The sequence below is a fragment of the Colwellia sp. BRX8-7 genome (assembly GCF_014077275.1).
GTDB lineage: Bacteria > Pseudomonadota > Gammaproteobacteria > Enterobacterales > Alteromonadaceae > Colwellia_A.
In genome coordinates, this window is the sequence record NZ_JACGVP010000014.1 from 59,288 (window position 1) to 76,203 (window position 16,916).

The following is a 16,916-nucleotide window of genomic DNA, read 5'->3' on the forward strand; positions in this document are numbered from 1 at the left end:
CGTCAAATACGCCAAAAAAATTAGCCTTATATCAAACTGACAATAATTACAGGTGCACTACTTTCAAATAAAGTGACGATATTTTATTCAAGAATATTTTGAGTTTAGATTAAACAGATAATAGTTACAGTATCTATCGTTTATAACAACAGAGTTATTAGCGCAATATAATTCAAGAGAAAAAATATAAACGATGTAGATGATGACTTGCAATAATGGGGGGATTTTAACTAACTAGGAAGTTCAGAAAAAGGTGGTACCCGGAGACGGACTTGAACCGTCACACTCTATGAGCGAGGGATTTTAAATCCCTTGTGTCTACCAATTCCACCACCCGGGCATCGGATAATTCTTTTTAAAGTAGAGATTGGCTCCCTACTAACTCTTAATTACTAAGAGATTTTTACTATCTAGCTTGACGCTAAATATTGGAGCGGCTAACGAGACTCGAACTCGTGACATTCACGTTGGCAACGTGATGCTCTACCAGCTGAGCTACAGCCGCTTCGTAGATTAAGTAATATAATATCATTACTTAAGGTTTTCTTTTCTTTAATAAAATTTGGAGCGGCTAACGAGACTCGAACTCGTGACATTCACGTTGGCAACGTGATGCTCTACCAGCTGAGCTACAGCCGCTTCATAACTTGCTATTACAAACAAGGTTTAAATTTTATCTGCATGCGCCAACATACACCATCTTAACTACCCACTTTACTCTGTTAAAAACAAAGTGGTACCCGGAGACGGACTTGAACCGTCACACTCTATGAGCGAGGGATTTTAAATCCCTTGTGTCTACCAATTCCACCACCCGGGCATCGGATAATTATTTTTTATAGTAGTGATTGGTTCCCTACTTCTTAGTATTTAAACTAAGTCCTTCATACATCCAACACTTATAAATAAGTAATGGAGGCGGGTCCCGGAGTCGAACCGAGGTCCACGGATTTGCAATCCGCTGCATAGCCATTCTGCCAACCCGCCGAATCCTTTGAATAGATAACGATTTAAAATAATCATTATAAATCAAACTTGGAGCGGCTAACGAGACTCGAACTCGTGACATTCACGTTGGCAACGTGATGCTCTACCAGCTGAGCTACAGCCGCTTCATCTGCTGACTCCCTGTCAACTTGGGACGCATTCTACATTGAAATTATTTGGAGTCAACAGTTTAATTTCAATTTTGTTTTGACTGCTCAAAAAGCGGCTAATTTGACGTTTTTTTAACTAAATATATCATTTTCTAGCTATTTTGTTTTGCTAACTCTGGCCAAGCTACTTTAAAATATGCCAGCATTGACCAAAAAGTAAGCACTGTGGCTATCGCATAAAAGCTGTAAGCGATAAACATTAATATTTCATGTGGAAAATTAAACAGAATTAACGGAATATCATAATCAGGTTGCCAAATTAATCCCATAATACCTAGCATTTGCGCAGCTGTTTTATATTTCCCCATTTGAGAAACAGCAATTTCATCGCGTTTACCGCGTGAAGACATAAATTCACGCAAGGCACTAATAAAAATTTCACGAGCAATCATTAATATTGCTGAAATTGAAATCCACCACAGTTGATAATCTTGAATAAGTAGCACTAAAGCAGCAACAACCATTAATTTATCAGCTACTGGGTCGATAAAGGCGCCAAATGCTGAAGATTGGTTTAATTTACGTGCTAGATAGCCATCAAGAGCATCACTAATAGCAGCAAGCCAGAATACGGCAAATGCGCCGAAATGATTCCATGAGACTGGTAAATAAAATACCACTAAAAAAACAGGTATTAATACTATCCGAAACATGGTGATTTGATTTGGAATGGTCCACATAAATTTATTTTACTACTAAAGCAACAAGCGTTACCGCATTCTACACATTACAGGCAGAGACGTAAATTTTTATCAAAAAATAGCAATAATAAGTGTAGACAACAAAGGTGGGTTTATTACAGGAAGACGTTTAACTTATTTATCATGTAAGGCGTTATATATTGTATCGGCTAAAACAGCACTAATACCAGGCACCTTTTCAAGTATTGACCTATCGGCTTGCATAACTTCTTGGAGCCCACCTAAATATTTTAATAAGGCTTGACGTTTTTTCGCGCCAATTCCTTCAATAGATTCAAGTGTCGATTTTTTGCTGGCTTTTTGACGCTTGGCTCGATGTCCTGTAATGGCAAAACGATGTGATTCATCACGAATATGCTGTACTAAGTGTAAAGCTGGTGAGGTTGATGGTAATGAAATTAGCTGATGACTACCTGCTAAGATTAGCGTTTCAAGTCCAGGCTTACGCCCTTCTCCTTTAGCGACACCAACTAATAGTGGGATTTTTTCTAAAGCGGTATCTGTTTGCCATTGAGCAAAAAATGCTTCTGCTTTTGATAATTGTCCTTTACCGCCATCAATAAAAACAATGTCAGGCATATTTTCCATGGTGTTCACCTTGCCATAACGTTTGTTAAGCGCAAACGCCATCGCCGCATAATCATCACCCGGTGTAATGCCATAAACATTATAACGACGATAATCACTTTTTAAAGGCCCTTCTTGATTGAACACCACATTAGATGCAACGGTTTGTTGCCCCATGGTATGACTAATATCAAAACACTCAATTCGGTTAATGCCATTATCAAGTTCAAAAACTTCATTTAATGCCGAAAAACGCGCTTGCATTGACGCTTTATGACTATTCTTAGTGACTAATGCATTTTGCGCATTGGTACAGGCCAACTTTAAATATTGGGCACGTTCGCTGCGAACACTCGTTGATATTTTAACATTGCGCTCGGCTTGCTCACTCAAAAGCTTAGTAAGCTCTTCAATGTGTTCAAAACTTTCACTGATCACTATTTCTTTAGGTATCGCAGCACTTTTCAAGTCTTGCCCTAAGTAATGCTGGCTTATAAAAGCTTGGTAAACGTCTGCTTGTTCCGTTTCGGCAGGAATACTAGGGAAATAGCTTTTGCTACCCAGTATCTTTTGATCACGTATAAATAAAACGTGTACACAAACCTGTGATTTCTCAATATAGATACCGATAACATCAAGTTCAGCGACAATACCACTGACAAACTGTTGCTTTTGAACTTGTCGTAACGTAGCGATTTGATCTCGGTACTTAGCCGCAGCCTCAAAGTCTAATGTGTGGCTAGCTTGTTCCATTTCAACCACTAAACTATCAATAACCGTTGAGCTTTTTCCTCGTAAAAATAGTTTAGCTAAGTCAACTTGTTGCTGGTAATCAACCGCTGATATTTTATCGACACAGGGTGCAGAACAACGATTTAATTGATACTGCAAACAAGGACGACTGCGCGCACGATAATAACTATCTTCGCATTGACGAACCGGAAATAACTTTTGCATTAAACGAAGGCTTTCCCAAACAGCACCAACAGTTGGATATGGACCAAAGTATTCACCTTTAACTTTTTTACCGCCTCGGTGAACGCCTAGCTTAGGATGTTTATGGTCTGTTATTAGTAAATAGGGGTAAGACTTATCATCTCGTAATAAAATATTATATTTAGGGAGATATTTTTTAATGTAGTTGTTTTCAAGAATTAACGCTTCGCCCTCAGTATGAGTAACAGTAACGTCAATCGCCATAATATGGCTGACTAATACTTTGGTTTTGGTGCTGCCGACATCTTTACGAAAGTAACTGGCAAGGCGTTTTCTAAGCTGTTTAGCTTTTCCTACATAGATAACCGTTTGGTGTTTATCGTACATCCGATAAACACCCGCTTGCTCAGAAACGGAAGAAAGAAAAGCATGGTGATCAAAAAGAGATTGAGAAATTGACAAGGTTTATAATGTTTCTGTTTTGATCATACCATGACGAATAGCGAGATGAGTAAGTTCTACATCATTACCAACGTTTAACTTTTCAAACATTCTGTATCGGTAACTATTAATCGTTTTAGTACTTAAAATGAGTTGTTCTGAAATATGGGGGACTTTTTCGCCACGGGTGATCATCAACATAATTTGAAGTTCACGTTCAGACAAGGTATTGAATGGATTTTCTTCATTCGATTTAAACTGACTTAATGCCATTTGTTGAGCAATATCTGGCGTTATGTAACGTTGACCACTGTTTACTGCTCGAATAGCGTTAACCATTTCATCAGCACCAGCACCTTTAGTTAAATAACCTGCAGCGCCAATTTGCATGACCTTGGTAGGAATAGGGTCTTCTGAATACACAGTTAACACGATAACTTTTATGTCAGGTGAATAACGAATTATTTTTTTAGTCGCTTCTAAACCACCTATCCCCGGCATGTTCATGTCCATTAACACAACATCGGGTTGACTTTTACGACAAAATTGTACGGCTTCTTCTCCTGTTTCGGCCTCGCCTATGACTTTAAGTCCTTTTACGTCGTCTAGAATTCTACGTATTCCTGTACGAACTAACTCATGATCATCGACCAATAAAACATTTATCAACGGAGGTTCACCTTAATTTACAATTTTTATTATCTTGGAGAATACTGTAAGAAATATTCCTTATATGATTAGAGCATATAGGGTATTAGCAAGCAGTACAATTGAATTCAACCATCTTACATTGAAAAAGTGCAGCATAGTTATAGCACTGCTTTATTAACCTACTGTTAGGCTAAATTTTAACTAGAGATCATGCTTCTTTAACCAATTATTTAACAAACCAATTTGACCATTTTTATAAGCAGCATAAGTCAATCTAACCGCATTACTTAAAATGACGCTGTCCGTCCATTTCGTCTGCTCGGCTATGAGTTCGTAACAATTTTGTGCTTCTGGAGACAAATAGCCACGCATTTCTTTTTTGCCATTCTCTTTTTGTCGTTCGCGATAGCGTTTTTGTTTCTCTGCGTTACTAAATGCTTTTTTATTCTCTTTCATCAGTGAGTTACCAAATTATCTAAAATAAAAACAAGGTTATGCGTAACCAAATAATATATAAAAAAATGATAATAATCTAACTTTATATTAATAAAACTCAAATAAAGCACTGCTCGGAGTTGTTTAGTGTACAGGTGTTCGCTAAAGTAGCGAATAATTTAATTACTGAAAATAAAGTGACCTCATGTTAGATCAAAATTCATACTCTAAAGAAGACTTAGTAAAAGCAGGAACTGGCGAAATGTTTGGCGAAGGAAATAGTCAATTACCTTCAGACAATATGTTGATGATGGACCGAATTATTTCTATCACTGAAGATGGTGGTGAATATGGTAAAGGTGAGATTATTGCTGAACTTGATATTAGCCCAGACCTTTGGTTTTTTGATTGTCACTTTAAAGGCGACCCTGTTATGCCTGGTTGTTTAGGCTTAGATGCTATGTGGCAACTCGTTGGTTTCTTCCTTGGTTGGTCAGGTGGTCCAGGTCGCGGTAGAGCGTTGGGTGTAGGTGAAGTTAAATTTACAGGTCAAATTTTACCGACCAACAAAAAAGTGACTTATAAAATCACTTTAAAGCGTGTTATCAAGCGCAAATTGTTTATGGGTATTGCTGATGGTGAAGTATTAGTTGATGGCAAGGTTATCTATACTGCTAAAGATTTAAAAGTAGGCTTATTTACTGACACTACTTCATTTTAGTCTTGTTTTATCTAAGACTTATCTAAGACTCATATAATAATACCTTACGTTATTTATGTTAAAGCCTACTTTTAGACAGTAGGCTTTTTTATTTTATTAATTCCTGCCTTTATTTGCGATATTCTGCTAAATTAACCTTATTAAACTTATCCCGCTATTCTTAAAATTATCCTTATGATCAAGTTACCCTCAAGTATTTATAACAGTACCAAATTAGTCTTTATCTTAATGATTTCGCTGGTTTTAGTTTTTATTCTTAACAGTGTATGGCAGTTTATCAGTCATATCGATGAACTTTCTTTTAGTGAAAATTCTCCTTTAGTAACAAGTGATTTTAGCTACGCTATTGACCATGACAATAGTTTAAATATCAAGACTCTCATTAAAAGCAAAGAGGCCGAAGCGCGATTCACTCCCTCGTTAGCTAATGATATTCCTTACGCACTAGGTCTTCAATCCTATTGGGTTAAAATTAATATTAATAACAACACACCAAACACTCAAAGTGTTGTATTGCATGCCGATAACAGCATGCTAGCCTTCTTTGATGTTTATAAAGTCAATGCTATGTTAGAAAGCGCGACTCAAATCGCTCAGCAAAAGGCAACATTTGAACAAGACACCTTATTAGATGTATTTCCTCATGTAGCTTTTGATCTGCTTCCAAAAAGCACGATGCAAGTTATTGTGCATGTAAAAAGTGATGGCCCACCAAATGTACCTTTGACCCTCTACAACAAAGACAACTTTAATAAGCGTATCGATTATTCGCAAATTGTTTATGGAATATTTATTGGCATTATTCTTTTAATGGCAATATATAACCTTGTTTTATATTTTGCGATAAAAGATAAGGTGTACTTGGTATATATTGGCTATTTATTATCTTCTTTTACCGTTTTAGCTGGATTAACTGGTTATGGGTATCTCATTTTTTCTAAAGATGTTCAATATTTTATTCATCAGTATTTATTATTCATCAATTATTATTTGATATTCTTCCTACTTCTTTTCTCGTTATACTTTTTACGTTATGACCAAACAAAAAGCACCCTCTATAAAATTGGAATGATATCAGCTGGGCTATTAATAGTAGTCGCTTTCTATTCACTGACCTTAGACCAAATTGCACAAACCAAACTATTTTTTTCAATTCAGCCATTCTTTTATCTATTTTCATTATTTATCATTTTTAGAAGATTATCTAAAGACTTTGCCTGGGCACGATTTTATTTTATTTCATGGGTACCTTTCCTAGCTGGGGCAGCAATTCAACCACTCGTGTTATTAAATTATGTTGATTCAACATTCATTACACGTAATGCATTTTTATTTGCTGTGATGATTGAAATTACTTTTATGGCTTTTGCACTCGCGGAGCGAATGCGCAGAAACGATCAAGATAGAATTTATGACATTTGTTACCATGATTTTACTAAATTACCCCGTAAGTCGATGCTTGAAAACGCGATGAACGAAATGAAAATTTCGGGTAAAAACGATTTTTGTGTCATGATAATTAAACCAGAACATATCGAACAAATATCACTTTATATTGATGATAAAGCTAACGCGGCTTTATTTAAACGCCTAAGTCGTCGCTTAAGCTCATTGTTCATTCATAATGATGCTATCGTAAAATTATCTTCTAACCACGAAAAAATTTGTTTTTTAGAAAATAACTGCCTGGCTATAATCGTTAATAACGAGAAAAATCAGCAAGACTTGCCTGTTTTGATCAAATCAATACAACAGCTTACCTCTGAGACATTTCAAATAGATGACCTTAAGTTACCCTTGTCAGCAGTAATTGGTGTCGCTAACCACCCAGAACATGGCAGTGCTAACTACTTATTGATTAATCATGCCCAGTTAGCGGTAAACGATGCGCAACTTGTCTATGGACGTTGGGCTTATTATCAAAGCGAAAAATCAGATCACACCAGTTACTTGCTCAAACTTGCCACCGATTTAAAAGAAGCAATAGAGAATGACACATTAGCTATATACCATCAGCCACAAATCGATCTTAAAACCTTACGTGTATGCAGTAGCGAGTGTCTAATTCGTTGGGAACATCCTCGTGAAGGTTTCATCTCACCTGACATTTTTATTCCTTTAGCCGAAGATTTAGGTCTTATTAATCAACTAACGTTATGGGTTATTAAGCGCGCTTTAGCACAGCATCAACAAATTTTAGTCAATAATAATCATATGGTCTCAATTAATATTAGTGGTAAAGATATTGCTCATGAACACTTTTTTACTAATGCTCTAAGTATTATTGAAGAAAGTGGCATAGCCGCTGACAAAATAATTTTAGAGTTAACTGAATCGGCGTCAATTAGCCATAACAAGCAATCTCTTGAGTTAATCCAAAAATTAGGCGATTTAGGTTTTACTATTAGTATTGATGACTTTGGCACAGGATATTCATCCATGGCGCAAATTAGCCATCTTCCTTTTCAAGAGCTCAAAGTTGACCGACTATTTGTTGAGAATGTTAATGATGATCACAAACGTAAAACCATTGCTGAAGCTACGGTTAAAATGGCAAAGGGTTTAGGTTTAGAAGTTGTTGCTGAAGGTATTAATAGCCAAGAAGATGAGGACACATTACGTAGTTTTGGCTGCGATATTGGCCAAGGCTACTATTACGCAAAACCAATGCCCATTGATGATTACCTTGACTGGTTGGCTTCACAAAACAATGGCCGAACACAAAAGCGTGTCGACCTTGATGGTGAGTTCATTCCTGCTGATAAAATCTAGAATAATCTATTTTCTAAAGTTTTACCGTTAGTTAATTGTGAATATTGCCATTTGTGTTGATGACAAAGCTTTAATATTTGTAAATCTAACGGTTCGCTTTCAGGAGAAATGATACCGGTAGTGATTAAAAACTCATTGTTTTGCGTCTGTTCAATATGCTGTACATCGGCAACGCCAGCCATTAAAGGTAAGAAGTTATCGTACGCCTTCCTCATTCTAATCGTTAAGAAACCTTGCTGATCTTCGCTTTGCAAGTTTTGATGTTGTTTTAATTGTCCCTTCTCTATATATAAGACTTGGCTACATAACCGCTCTAGTTCACTCAAATCATGAGAACTTAAAATAAAGGTCATTTCTGATGATAATGAAGCAACGAGCTGACGAACTTCTCGTGCATTTATCGGGTCAAGTCCCGCTGTCGCTTCATCCAACATAACTATTTCTGGCGAGCCAATTAACGTTTGGGCAATAGCAACACGTTTACGCATGCCATGTGATAACTCATCAGGCTTGGCTTTTAGCGTGTCAGCTAAGCCAACAAGCTCTAACGTTCTTTGTGCTTCTTTTTGAGCATTCTTGCGAGTTAGACCTTGCAGTTGGGCATAAAAGGTTAATTGATGTGCAATAGAAAAACGTGGGTCAAACTGAGCATCTTGTGGTAAAGCCGCTAATCTGCCGAATAGGTTGGCGTCTCCAGCCCTTAATCCTGCAATAGTGATAGTGCCGCTACTGGGCAACAGATAACCACATAAAAGGCTAAATAAAGTTGTTTTACCAGCACCATTGGGTCCAACTAAAGCAATGGGTTGCCCTTTTTCTATACTGAATGATACGTTGTCTAAAGCTAGATGATCGCCAAATGATTTTGAAAGATTATCAACTTGAATTAATGGCGCAGATTGGCTATTGAGTAAACTCATATTGATGCCCTCTTTAGTAGTTTATCCGCAACAAATAACAAGACAATTGTTTGTAATATAGGAATTAAATAATGGTAAAAATCGAGTCCATCTAATGAAACTACACTGCTAATTTGTGTACCCGGAAAAATAAAGTTAAGAAAAAGTCCACTGTCTAATTGAAATTGAATAAAACCTATCAATAGTGCTCCTATGGTATAAAACAAAATACCAGCAACAATACTCATTTTTGCTGAGGATAAAATACTATTAAAAAATGACATCAGAGCAATGAAAGGTAAAATTATAATTGCTAATTCAATAAACAAAACTGCAGCTTGTTTTAATGCCGGTAAAAACAAAGCATTATCACGAACTGTGGCTAAAATAACACATGCCACTAACGTTAGTAATATAAGACTAACAAGTGTAAGGAATTGACCTAAAAATCGTCCTAGCAGTATTTCACTGCGTGAGGCTCTTAAAGTAATAAAACGAAGCGTTCCGCGAGCACGGTCGGAACAAGTTTGATCACTACTGACTAAAAAAGTGAATATTGGAAATGAATAAACCGCGACTAGCCAATAAATAGAAAATTCAGCAACGGGCCATTTCAACAAAGCACTTACTCCCAATGAACCAAATAAAGTACTTGCTGCCACCTTAAATCCATCGGAAAAAACCAGTTCAGTGGCTGAGCTGATCACATAAGTCAAAAGTATGAACCAAACAGCACAAAATGCCGTTAAGGCGATTAAGCCATTTTTAGTATTAAAAATACGCTTCAATTCAAATTGCGTGAGAATAGATAGTCTATGGATGTTCAACAAATTAACGCCTGCTAGTGATTATTTTTCAATACCATAAAGGCACAGCTAACAAAATGCGAGTGTTATTTTGTTTCAAACAGTGGCAATAACATCAGCGCTCGACATTGAGTTTACAAATAAAAAAGCCAATCAAAATTGATTGGCTTTACTGATACACCTAAAGAAGGGGGAAAATAAACTTAAGCTCTACGAGTAACGACTGACTCACTCAGTTGTGCCAACAAGACTTCTGTATCAGACCAGCCAATACAAGCATCGGTAATACTTTGACCATATGTCGCCACTTCTCCGTCAATCAAGTCTTGGCGACCTTCTACTAAGTGACTTTCAACCATGACACCGAAAATATTGTCATTCCCGCCACTAATTTGCTGACAAACATCATCGCAAACGAGCATTTGATTTTTAAACTTTTTACTACTGTTAGCATGACTAAAGTCAATCATGATCTTGGTATTAAGCGAAGACTTCTCTAATTGCTCAGTCACAATTTTTACACTGTCTGCGTCAAAATTTGTCGATTTACCGCCTCGTAAAATAATATGACAATCTTTATTACCCGTTGTTTGAACAATAGCAGAATGACCATATTTAGTGACCGACAAAAAATGATGAGAAGCACTTGCTGCGCCAATTGCATCTATTGCCACTTTAATGGTGCCATCTGTACCATTTTTAAATCCGACTGGACAAGATAAGCCTGAGGCGAGTTCTCGATGAACTTGGCTTTCAGTAGTACGAGCTCCGATTGCTCCCCAACACATAAAATCAGCCATATACTGTGGTGTTATCATGTCTAAAAACTCACCCGCTGTCGGCATCCCCATATCATTGAGGTCGAGTAATAATTTACGGCCAATACGAAGACCGTCATTAAGCTTAAAGGTGTTATCCATGTAAGGGTCATTAATTAAGCCCTTCCAACCCACCGTTGTTCTTGGCTTTTCGAAATAAACTCGCATAACAATTTCAAGCGTGTCTTCATACTTTTTACGCAGTTTAACTAGTCGCTGGCCATATTCTAATGCTGCATCTGTGTCATGTATTGAACAAGGACCAATGACAACGAGCAAGCGATCATCTTTATTATTAAAAATGTTACTAATGGCTTTACGTGCAGAAAATACCGACTTAGATGCTTCTTGAGAAGCTGGAAATCGCTCAATAAGTGCGATTGGAGGTAATAATTCTTTTATTTTACTGATGCGAACGTCGTCGGTTTGGTAGAACATAGTCATTTCTCTTTACTTCAATGCTAAAAAGTACAGTTATTGCACCGCTTAGAATTTATTTTCATTGTGTATGTCTAACTCGCTGGCTAGACTCCTAGATGGGTAACCCATCAACAACTTAGCAGTGTTAATCGGACAATACCAATAGAAAATGCCTTAAAAACAATATATCGATAATGTTGGCAACAATGGTGATTTTTCGACAATAATCAACGCGACTTTAGTCAATTTATTTTACCTCTACACTTGAAAAACAAATATTTTGCCACACATACACCATATTAATAATTAATTTACTTTTCTTATGTGGCGTACTTTTTCGATAACCCTGTTTTTATTTGTCTTAGCTGCCACGGCTAATGCTTTACCTATTGAAAATTCAGCTAATAGCGATTTAACTTTTTCTAGTATATCGACCATTGGAAAAAGTCACTCGCACCCGACATCAAACTTTTCGGTATTAATAGATAATATTGCCCCCGATGATGTGGTTAACTTACCGCGCTTAAATCTAATTTCCGCCTCTTTATTTATTAATGAAATACAAACCACGCCAAACTATCTTCTCGTTACTGAGTTTTTTACGCTAAAACTCTCTGCAAGTTTATTTAAAAATCTTGCAAACCCTCCTGCTAAACTTAATTGGTATGAACAACTCAGTCATCGTTCAAACTCTAATCGACTTGCTGGTTGGAAAGATGGCAATACGCTATACACAGCTCGCCTGACTTATCATTCATAGATTCATCATCTAACCATTATTAACTTATTTTTCCTTTTTCCCGTCACTGCTTTAACAGTGACCCTTGTTGCATGCGCTTTTCTAAAATTTAGAGAGTAAAGGTAGCAAAATTTCGAGATTTTATGATGAATTCACCTAGAAAAAAGCCATATCGTTGCTTTACATGGCAAAACCTATTAATTATTTTCACCTTAGTTTTTTTATTAGTAAATGCCCTACCCAACATATATAAAGATAAAGTCACAATTGTCCTCTCACCTATTAATGCGAACGTGCAAAAACTAACGACTAGTGAGCTTAAAGGTTTATTGAATAAGAACAACTTAACCGTTGATAAAATTCATACTATTGATAAGACAACGTCAATAACACTCAGTAATACAGCCGACATAGCGTCAGTTAACACACGTTTATCTAATGAGTTTAATCATTATCGTGTTGAGACCTCGGTGATAAGTGGCGTACCCTCATGGTTGCAATCATTCGACGCTAAGCCAATAAAATTAGGCTTAGATTTAAGTGGTGGAGTATTATTTGTACTTGATGTCGATACAAAACAAGCTTTATTTGACCGTCTTAAAAACATCGCATTAGCAATAAAAACCCTAGCTATGGAAGAACGTATTCGAGGCGTTAGTGTTGTTCAACATAAGATTGATCTTACTAGAGATGCGGACAATCAAAACCTTTCGGTGAATTTTTCTAACGCTGACAAAAGTAAAATGGCTATACTTTTCACTAAAATAAAAGCAGCCTACCCTGATTTATCTCAACAAAAAAATCAAAATGACCAAGTGATCTTTTCATACTCCTCGCAAAAAACAGCTCAATTTCGCCAAGAAACTATGCAGCAAACATTAAAAACGATGCGTGGAAGAATAGCTGAGCTGGGTATAACCGAAGCGGTTACACTTCAACAAGGTAAAAACCATATTCGTATTGAATTGCCTGGTGTTCATGATCCCGAGGAAGCAAAACGTATTATAGGTGCCACGGCATCACTTGATTTTTATCAGCTTGCCGAAAACTCAAATGCAGCAGGTATATTACGCATGGCGGACGAACATGGCAGAACGTTTACCTTAAACAGTCAGGTAGTTTTTTCAGGTAGTAATATCGAAAATGCTCGAGCAGGACAAGATCAAATGAGCATGCCTTTAGTCAACCTCACCTTAGATGGCTTAGGTGGTAAGAAGATGTCGCAATTTTCTAAGCAAAATATTGGTAATGCTATGGTGACGGTGTTTTCTGAGTTTTATCGAGATGCTGATGATCAAATGGTTAAAAAAAGTAAAATAATTAATGTTGCCACCATTCAACAACACTTAGGTTCACAGTTTAGTATTACCAACATGCCCAGCCAACATGCGGCACAAGAACTGTCATTATTATTACGAGCAGGCTCGCTAACAGCGCCAGTAACTATAGTAAAACAGCGCACCATTGAAGCGACACTCGGCGAAAATAATATCAAAAATGGTATAAAAGCACTGAGTATAGGCATGGGGTTTACTTTGTTATTCATGGTTTTTTGGTATAGAACTTTGGGGCTTATCGCTAATGTAGCGTTAACATTAAACTTAATAAGCTTACTAGGGTTGATGTCGTTACTCCCTGGGGCAGTACTAACACTTCCGGGTATTGCTGGTTTAGTATTGACGGTTGGTATGGCTGTAGATACCAATGTACTTATCTTTGAGCGGATAAAAGAAGAGTTAAAGCGTGGACATAAAGTACTATCAGCTGTTGAGCAAGGCTATAAAAGTGCATTTTCAACAATTCTTGATGCCAATGTAACCACCATGATCACTGGTATTATTTTATACACCATAGGCAACGGCCCAGTAAAAGGTTTTGCCCTTATTTTGTGTTTAGGTATTTTAACCAGTATGTTCACCGGCGTTTTTGTTTCTAAAAGTTTAACAAACCTTGTCATTCGAAAAAATAAAGCTCAATTATTAGGTGTTAATGTATGAAAAATTTTAAAATAAATAGCACGTCTAAATTAAGTGTTTTTCGCCTAGTGGGTTGTTTTATAGCTATGATTTTTGTTGTTATAGCGCTAGTAGGACTATCAAATAAAGGTTTAGCACTCGGTTTAGATTTTACCGGTGGTTACTTAACTGAATTTTCAACCGAGAAATCACTCAGTCAACAGGATATGAATAACTTACTCAGTAACTATCTTCCAGAAAGCTTTAAACTGACCTCTGCAGAGCAAGGGACTCATTGGAGTGTTCAACAAGCAGATAATAACGTCAGTTTACAAGATAAGGCATGGCTATCTGATTTTGCTGACAAAAATCAACTAAACATTAGCCCTCAAGATGCTATTTACATTGGCAGCCAAGTCGGAGAAGACTTAATTAACCAAGGTGGCTTAGCACTATTAACCGCAATCATTGTTATCTTAATGTATTTGTCTTTTAGATTTGAATGGCGTTTAGCCGCGGGGGCTGTTATTGCGCTTTTTCATGATGTGCTTATTGTACTGGGGCTTTTTGCATGGTTTGGTATCCCCTTTGATTTAACAATATTAGCGAGTTTATTAGCTATTGTAGGGTACTCGTTAAATGACTCTATTATTGTCGGTGACAAAATCAGAGAAATAATGAAATCTACCCATGACACCACAATAGATGAAGTGATCAATCAAGCTATTAAATCAACTTTAGTGCGAACGATGATCACCTCAGGAACAACCTTAGTGACTATTATGGCTGTATGGGGTTTTGCCGGGGAGTCTTTAGCGGGGTTTTCTATTGCGCTATTTTCAGGGATTTTAGTGGGCACTTTCTCTTCTATTGTAATTGCGGCAACAGTGCCACAATTACTCGGGCTAACCGCTGATTATTATCAACAAAAAGAGCTAGAGGTTTGTCCTTTACCCTAATATAAACGGTTTGAGAGGAAATTGGCAACACTAGGATATTTGCACTTAAGTCCATATCCTAGTGTTAAACGTTACTGTCTTTAAAGTTGGTTACTGTTCAAAAATTGAAGCCAGTCTGACTTTATAAAGATTATTGGTTGACCCATAAAACTCAATAGTCTGTTCAAATACAAAACCAAGCTTTTTTAATAATACGTTAGAGGGAGTATTTTCTAGTGCGGTGATCGCGACAACATTTGCCGCATAATTATTGTCATAAGCAACTTTTAATACGGCTAATGAGGCTTCTCGAGCAAAGCCTTGCGAACAATATTCAGGTAACAAGGCATAACCTAAGTCAGGGAATTCCAATTCAGGCCGCTTTAACAAACCACAGAGTCCAATCGGTGTGTTATCACTTTTCAAAGCGACTAAATTTAGCCCAAAACCCTGTTCGCTATAGCTTGCTAGTGGACCATTAACTAAGTAGGCAATTGCATCTTTAGTCTCTCTAACCCCTTTATCACCAATGTTTTTAATAAAAGCATCATCATTCAATAATTGCAGAACAAATTCATGGTCCTGCTCATTCAGGTGCCTAATGGTTAACCTTTGTGTTGTGCATAGCAGCATGTAAATTCCAAACTTTTAACGCGTAAAGCCTAAGCTTTATTTTTTAATAAAATACTGTCTAAGATTTATTTTCTAAGGCAGTGTTCAATCTATCAAAGCCTCGAGCAAGGTCGGCAATTAAGTCATCAACATCCTCTAAACCTATATGCAGGCGAATTAATGGATATTCATAATTCCACTTTGTCGCTGTTCGCAAACGGCCAACATTGGTATTACCCAAAATTAAACTTTCAAAACCGCCCCACGAATAGCCCATTTTAAAATGTTCCATACCATCAAGTAAGGCATTAAGTGATTGCTTATCACCGCGGGTTAACACAAATGAAAACAAACCGTTAGCACCAGTAAAGTCACGCTTAAAATATTCATGGCCCGGACACGATTCGAATGCAGGATGAAGAATAACATCAACTTCTTCGCGTGTTGCTAACCAATTAGCCACTTTTAGCGCACTAATTTGATGTTGTTTTAAACGCACACCTAAGGTACGAATGCCACGCATTGCCAAATATAGATCATCGGGTGAAGTACATTGCCCCATCAGATAACTGTTTTCACGCAGTTGTGGCCAATACTCTTGTGTTGCTATTGCCGTACCCAACATGACGTCAGAATGACCAACAATATATTTAGTCGCTGCTTGAATCGAAATATCGACACCATAATCAAAAGGTTGAAAATTAACCCCTGCAGCCCAAGTATTATCGAGCATAACCATACAGCCATGCTGGTGAGCAACTTCAGCTATAACGGGAACATCTTGAACTTCCATGGTAATAGAGCCAGGAGACTCTAAGAAAATAAGTCGGGTATTTTCTTTAATAAGTCCATCTATATCTCGGCCAATAGTTGGATCGTAATAAGTCGTTTCAACGCCAATATTGACCAATATTTTATCGCAAAAATCACGAGTGGGTTCATAAGCCGTATCAACCATAAGGATATGGTCACCGGTTTTAACAAACGAAAGAATAGCATTAGTGATCGCCGCAGTACCCGATGGATAAATGGCACAACCAGCGCCGCCTTCGAGATCAGTCATAGCATCGGCGAAAGCAAAAGCCGTTGAGGTGCCTCTTCTGCCATAGAAAAGTACTTGATTACCACGATTTGCTGTTGCGTGATTCATTTCTTTAACTGTATTAAAAACAACGGTTGATGCACGCTCTACTGGGGGATTAACAACGCCACGTGTCCATTTTGATTTTCGTCCCGCATTGACTATTTTGGTATCGTTGATCATGATCTTTCATCCTAAAACATAAAATTCATTTAGCCATCTAAATAGCTAACTCAATAAAGTCACCTTATGATCTTTCCAAGCATG

14 protein-coding genes and 6 tRNA genes are annotated in these 16,916 nt (G+C 37.1%); 5 read left to right on the forward strand and 15 right to left on the reverse strand.

Translation table 11 applies throughout. The annotated features are described in order from the left end of the window. Positions 1–254 precede the first annotated feature (254 nt). The 10 genes from H4J57_RS14240 to H4J57_RS14285 all read right to left on the reverse strand — a co-directional run bounded on the left by H4J57_RS14240 (position 255) and on the right by H4J57_RS14285 (position 4,909). Positions 255–340: transfer RNA gene (locus H4J57_RS14240), tRNA-Leu, on the reverse strand. Between the two features lie 89 nt (positions 341–429). After that, a tRNA-Gly gene (locus H4J57_RS14245) sits at positions 430–505 on the reverse strand. Between the two features lie 58 nt (positions 506–563). Continuing rightward, positions 564–639 (reverse strand) — tRNA-Gly (locus H4J57_RS14250). A gap of 95 nt (positions 640–734) precedes the next feature. Further along, positions 735–820: transfer RNA gene (locus tag H4J57_RS14255), tRNA-Leu, on the reverse strand. A gap of 93 nt (positions 821–913) precedes the next feature. After that, positions 914–987, reverse strand: a tRNA-Cys gene (locus tag H4J57_RS14260). 49 nt (positions 988–1,036) lie between these two features. After that, positions 1,037–1,112: transfer RNA gene (locus tag H4J57_RS14265), tRNA-Gly, on the reverse strand. A 137-nt stretch (positions 1,113–1,249) separates the two neighbouring features. Further along, on the reverse strand, positions 1,250–1,837 hold the full coding sequence (gene pgsA, locus H4J57_RS14270) for a CDP-diacylglycerol--glycerol-3-phosphate 3-phosphatidyltransferase (protein ID WP_070373704.1): 588 nt from the start codon (positions 1,835–1,837) through the stop codon (positions 1,250–1,252). A gap of 135 nt (positions 1,838–1,972) precedes the next feature. Next, positions 1,973–3,823, reverse strand: a complete 1,851-nt coding sequence (gene uvrC / locus H4J57_RS14275; RefSeq protein ID WP_182243412.1) for an excinuclease ABC subunit UvrC — start codon at positions 3,821–3,823, stop codon at positions 1,973–1,975. A 3-nt stretch (positions 3,824–3,826) separates the two neighbouring features. Continuing rightward, positions 3,827–4,471, reverse strand: a complete 645-nt coding sequence (uvrY, locus tag H4J57_RS14280; protein WP_070373705.1) for a UvrY/SirA/GacA family response regulator transcription factor — start codon at positions 4,469–4,471, stop codon at positions 3,827–3,829. A 183-nt stretch (positions 4,472–4,654) separates the two neighbouring features. Then, positions 4,655–4,909: a hypothetical protein gene (locus H4J57_RS14285; protein WP_070373706.1), complete on the reverse strand. Its 255-nt coding sequence runs from the start codon at positions 4,907–4,909 to the stop codon at positions 4,655–4,657. Positions 4,910–5,093: 184 nt separating this feature from the next. Here H4J57_RS14285 and fabA point away from each other — a divergent pair, with 184 nt between their 5' ends. Further along, a complete protein-coding gene (gene fabA / locus H4J57_RS14290) occupies positions 5,094–5,609 on the forward strand; it encodes a bifunctional 3-hydroxydecanoyl-ACP dehydratase/trans-2-decenoyl-ACP isomerase (protein ID WP_070373707.1) in 516 nt (171 codons plus the stop codon). 174 nt (positions 5,610–5,783) lie between these two features. Further along, positions 5,784–8,381 (forward strand): bifunctional diguanylate cyclase/phosphodiesterase, encoded by a 2,598-nt coding sequence (locus H4J57_RS14295; RefSeq protein ID WP_182243413.1) that lies wholly within the window; start codon positions 5,784–5,786, stop codon positions 8,379–8,381. Here H4J57_RS14295 and H4J57_RS14300 read toward each other — a convergent pair. The 3 genes from H4J57_RS14300 to aroG form a co-directional block, all read right to left on the reverse strand. Then, positions 8,378–9,301, reverse strand: coding sequence for an ABC transporter ATP-binding protein (locus H4J57_RS14300; protein WP_182243414.1), 924 nt, complete (start codon positions 9,299–9,301; stop codon positions 8,378–8,380). The genes H4J57_RS14295 and H4J57_RS14300 overlap by 4 nt on opposite strands. After that, a complete protein-coding gene (locus tag H4J57_RS14305; RefSeq protein ID WP_182222018.1) occupies positions 9,298–10,110 on the reverse strand; it encodes a hypothetical protein in 813 nt (270 codons plus the stop codon). Before H4J57_RS14305 ends, H4J57_RS14300 begins: the two co-directional genes overlap by 4 nt. A 179-nt stretch (positions 10,111–10,289) precedes the next feature. Next, on the reverse strand, positions 10,290–11,342 hold the full coding sequence (gene aroG, locus H4J57_RS14310; protein WP_182243447.1) for a 3-deoxy-7-phosphoheptulonate synthase AroG: 1,053 nt from the start codon (positions 11,340–11,342) through the stop codon (positions 10,290–10,292). A gap of 304 nt (positions 11,343–11,646) precedes the next feature. On the opposite strand from aroG, the gene H4J57_RS14315 reads away from it, so the two are divergent. From H4J57_RS14315 to secF, 3 genes are all read left to right on the forward strand, one after another. Then, complete coding sequence (locus tag H4J57_RS14315) at positions 11,647–12,084, forward strand: hypothetical protein (protein ID WP_182218305.1); 438 nt, start codon at positions 11,647–11,649, stop codon at positions 12,082–12,084. Between the two features lie 125 nt (positions 12,085–12,209). Next, positions 12,210–14,060: a protein translocase subunit SecD gene (secD, locus tag H4J57_RS14320; protein WP_409049409.1), complete on the forward strand. Its 1,851-nt coding sequence runs from the start codon at positions 12,210–12,212 to the stop codon at positions 14,058–14,060. Next, positions 14,057–14,977 carry a protein translocase subunit SecF gene (gene secF / locus H4J57_RS14325; protein ID WP_182243417.1) on the forward strand — a complete coding sequence of 307 codons (921 nt, stop codon included), beginning with the start codon at positions 14,057–14,059 and terminating at the stop codon, positions 14,975–14,977. Before secD ends, secF begins: the two co-directional genes overlap by 4 nt. A gap of 90 nt (positions 14,978–15,067) precedes the next feature. On the opposite strand, the gene H4J57_RS14330 is transcribed toward secF, so the two are convergent. Both H4J57_RS14330 and H4J57_RS14335 read right to left on the reverse strand, forming a co-directional pair. Then, positions 15,068–15,589 carry a GNAT family N-acetyltransferase gene (locus H4J57_RS14330; RefSeq protein ID WP_182222015.1) on the reverse strand — a complete coding sequence of 174 codons (522 nt, stop codon included), beginning with the start codon at positions 15,587–15,589 and terminating at the stop codon, positions 15,068–15,070. Between the two features lie 58 nt (positions 15,590–15,647). Further along, positions 15,648–16,832 carry a cystathionine beta-lyase gene (locus tag H4J57_RS14335; protein WP_182243418.1) on the reverse strand — a complete coding sequence of 395 codons (1,185 nt, stop codon included), beginning with the start codon at positions 16,830–16,832 and terminating at the stop codon, positions 15,648–15,650. Between the last annotated feature and the right edge of the window lie 84 nt (positions 16,833–16,916).

What these genes read in the sequence shown, in the direction of transcription:
- pgsA (WP_070373704.1), bottom strand. Translation starts at nt 1,837, where the DNA reads ATGTGGACCATTCCAAATCAAATCACCATGTTTCGGATAGTATTAATA.
- H4J57_RS14285 (WP_070373706.1), bottom strand. Translation starts at nt 4,909, where the DNA reads ATGAAAGAGAATAAAAAAGCATTTAGTAACGCAGAGAAACAAAAACGC.
- fabA (WP_070373707.1), top strand. Translation starts at nt 5,094, where the DNA reads ATGTTAGATCAAAATTCATACTCTAAAGAAGACTTAGTAAAAGCAGGA.
- H4J57_RS14295 (WP_182243413.1), top strand. Translation starts at nt 5,784, where the DNA reads ATGATCAAGTTACCCTCAAGTATTTATAACAGTACCAAATTAGTCTTT.
- H4J57_RS14300 (WP_182243414.1), bottom strand. Translation starts at nt 9,301, where the DNA reads ATGAGTTTACTCAATAGCCAATCTGCGCCATTAATTCAAGTTGATAAT.
- aroG (WP_182243447.1), bottom strand. Translation starts at nt 11,342, where the DNA reads ATGTTCTACCAAACCGACGACGTTCGCATCAGTAAAATAAAAGAATTA.
- H4J57_RS14315 (WP_182218305.1), top strand. Translation starts at nt 11,647, where the DNA reads ATGTGGCGTACTTTTTCGATAACCCTGTTTTTATTTGTCTTAGCTGCC.
- secD (WP_409049409.1), top strand. Translation starts at nt 12,210, where the DNA reads ATGAATTCACCTAGAAAAAAGCCATATCGTTGCTTTACATGGCAAAAC.
- secF (WP_182243417.1), top strand. Translation starts at nt 14,057, where the DNA reads ATGAAAAATTTTAAAATAAATAGCACGTCTAAATTAAGTGTTTTTCGC.
- H4J57_RS14330 (WP_182222015.1), bottom strand. Translation starts at nt 15,589, where the DNA reads ATGCTGCTATGCACAACACAAAGGTTAACCATTAGGCACCTGAATGAG.
- H4J57_RS14335 (WP_182243418.1), bottom strand. Translation starts at nt 16,832, where the DNA reads ATGATCAACGATACCAAAATAGTCAATGCGGGACGAAAATCAAAATGG.